The 3,234-nt window shown below is 50.5% G+C and carries 1 protein-coding gene; it reads right to left on the bottom strand.

The genetic code is table 11. From position 1 onward, the window contains the following. Positions 1 to 77: 77 nt before the first annotated feature. The gene (locus AC2UZJ_RS12430) at positions 78 to 3,092 is read right to left on the bottom strand and encodes a Tn3 family transposase (RefSeq protein WP_486950448.1); all 3,015 of its coding nucleotides are present in this window, start codon (positions 3,090 to 3,092) and stop codon (positions 78 to 80) included. Between the last annotated feature and the right edge of the window lie 142 nt (positions 3,093 to 3,234).

Below are 3,234 nucleotides of genomic sequence, written 5' to 3'. Positions count from 1 at the left end.
TGGGGTACTAGGGATTTTCCGTCCAAAAACGACAAAGTGCTCTGGAGGCCCCGCCATCTGTGGCCTCCAGAGGGGTATTACTTTTCGCTGACGGGTAAATATCCCTCGATTGAGCGCATAAGCTCCTCCAGATCTGGCAATTTTTCGCTCAATTCGAAGTGGTAAACCCCCTTGAGGTTAATGTTGTGCCAGGCCACAGGGGATGCCTGTTTGACGATATCTATTCTCTTGGTATCTCCTTGGAATTCGAAGCTGGTCAATAGCTGGCTGAGTATCCTGGAGTTGAAGTAAACGATGGCATTGGTGACCAGGCGAGCGCACTCATTCCAGAGCTGGATTTCCTCGTCTGAACTGCCCCGGAACTGATCCCCATTAACGCTGCTCACGGCCCGACGCAGTTGGTGATAGGCCTCTCCCCGGTTCAGCGCGCGCTGAACATAATTGCGTAAACTGGCATCATCGATGTAGCACAGTAGATAATTCGCTTTCACCAAGCGGTTGTATTCCGTCAAGGCTTCCAGCAACGGGTGATTGTGCTTGTACCCCGAGAGCTTTCTTACCAAGGTCGCTTGTGTTGTTTTCCGCTGCTTAAGCGATACAGCAATCCGTTGAATGGTATCCCAGTGTTGCGCAATCCGATGTGTGTTGATGGGCTTTTTCAGGCGTAGCTGAATTCTGTTCTCTTTGTCTTCCTTGACATCAAACAGGTCATTGATCACTTTGCCAACCTGGGCATAGCGTGGGGCAAACTGGTATCCGAACAGATCCAGCAACGCGAAATTCACGTGGTTCACCCCATGGGTATCGGTCGAGAGTACATCCGGAATGATGTCTGATGTATTGTTCATCAGCAAATCAAAGATGTAGTGTGATTCATGCTCGTTGGCGCCGATTACCCTGGCATTAATGGCGGCGTGATTGGCGATTAGGCTCATGGCAGAAACGCCTTTTTGTGTGCCAAAGTACTTCGACGAATAACGGGTTTTGAAGGTCTCGCGCCGGGCTTCGAACTTTTGACCATCGGCACTGGCGTGGATCACATCTTCCTGGATGTTGTAGTACCGGAAGATCGGTAGCTTGGCTGTCGCGTTATTGATGTTGTCGTTAGCGGCATTCAATGTTTCCAGGCGAAGATAGTTCGCCTGGATAGTGCTGAGCTGATCATAGGTACGATCAGAGATCTGTGCCATGCCGTAAATGCCTTGATTGGTTGCATTGCCGACCAGAATTGCCAACAGGTCATATTCATGGGAACGGCTTCTGGATTGGGAAACCAGCACATGCGTGAAGCAGTCAATGAAACCGGTGTCACGATCGACCATGCGCAGTACATCCGCAACCCCCGTTGAGGGAATTTGCTGGAAGAAGGGATTGTTGACCAGATGATGCTTGCTGGCCGAAGGCAGGCGCCAGTAGCGTTTACCCTGCGGATTACGCAAGATGATATTCCGGTTGTCTTCCTGTTCAAGATATTCGCCGACTTCGTACAAACGGGTATCCAATTCAATGGCCATCTGCTTGACCAGCTTTTCAGGCTCCTTCGCTAATTTTGTCAACTGGCTCTGTTGAAGCAGCGTATATTTGTTTTTTCGCCAATGTTCCCCGTCGATAAGGTCGGCGTCGAGTGCCCGGTATTTAGTGATTTCAGGCAGAGTCAGCTGGCCATTCAGGCGATCAGGAATCTGTTGATAGAGGAACCACTCATAACGATCGATCAGGATATTCCCGTCACCATCCAGCAGGAATTCGAGAGCTTTTTTGGAAAGCAACCGTGTATCGGCGGTTTGCAATTGGGCCTGGGCGTTGAGTTCGCCTTGTGCTTTTGCCAAGGCGGTCGCTAAGTGCTGGGTGCCGTCGCTGCCTTCGAAGCGCAGACATAGGAACAACTCTCGCAGCAAACCCTTCCGCAGGCTTTCTTTCTCGTCGTAGTACTGCCACATGGCTTCATCGACCGATCGCCGCTGCTCGTTCAGGAAGAGACATACAGATTCCAGATCCCTTTTGGTCAGCAGGCTCAGTGCTTGTTGTCTTACTGTTGCAAATGGTAGTTGCAGATCAATGCTGTCATCAATGAACAGATGCAGTACTTCAGCTGCCTTGCTGACATTTTTAGATGCGTTTTGCCAATCCTTAAACACCGCTTCCTGCGCATACTCCTTTGCTTTCTGTTTGGTCTGTCTGACATGATGCACAAAGCCATCTGCAATACGTTCCAGCGCTTGCTGCCATCGCGTTTGCAGATAGCACAATAAATACAGCCTTTGGTTGCCTATGGTTTGACGTTTCAGTTTGGCACCGTAGTAGTCGACTTTCTCTGACAGGTGTTGCTGATTTTTCTGCGACAGTGATAGCGTGCTCAACAGCAGATCCACTTCCGGCATCCAATGCTGGATGTGGCGATAGACAATCAGTTCTTTCTCCAACTCGGTTCCGGTGAAGTTACGAGCCGATTGTCGCAACTGTCGGAACGGCAACGGACCTTCGCCGTTCACGAGCTCCGCTAGAACTTGCTTAAGATTTCCTGACATTGCACGTTCAAGGCGGTCGGCCATGCGTTCCTGTTCATCTCTCACCACCTGACTGATCATCTTTTGCAGAGTGCTGTAAGCAGGGCTCGCGATCTTCTGCCCCGAACAATATTCAATGGCCGCATCGAAGAGGTGCCTTGGCGCCGTCCAGGCTCTGGCTTGCTGGGATAAGTAGTCGCTCAACGCCACTCCGTAGGCTTTGGCATTCCAGCGCTGGTAGTTGCGGAGCTGGAAAACACGTTGGTAAATCCGTTCGTTCTCTTTTGGTGTGAGATTAAAGGGTCTACAGCCTGGGCCTGGTAAAACGGTTTGATAAACGTATTTTAGGTCTTGCTTGATCTGATGAAAGCCGGGATTCAGCACCACCGGCTTGGCTTTGAAATAGCCCAGCAGTACTACAAACATGTAGCGCTGAGCCCGGTGGCGAACGCTTTTAGCGACCGCCAGCTCCTTATCGTTCAGCGAGAAAAAGAAGCGTTGGTCAGCGGAGGTGAAAGCGGGAGGTCCATACAACTCATCTTGTTCTGCCTCGGACAAGATCTGAACCCGTTCTTCGAATGCCATGGATTTAGCCCAAAAAGACTAAATCTTACTCAAATAGAGCCAAAATAGGGATCTCGAAAAAAGTAATACCCCTCTGGAGGCCACAGATGGCGGGGCCTCCAGAGCACTTTGTCGTTTTTGGACGGAAAATCCCTAGAACCCC

It is taken from the genome of Paenalcaligenes sp. DL 309 (assembly GCF_057475285.1).
Note: the sequence above shows the minus strand (reverse complement) of the source record. Positions and strands in the feature narration are given on the sequence as shown.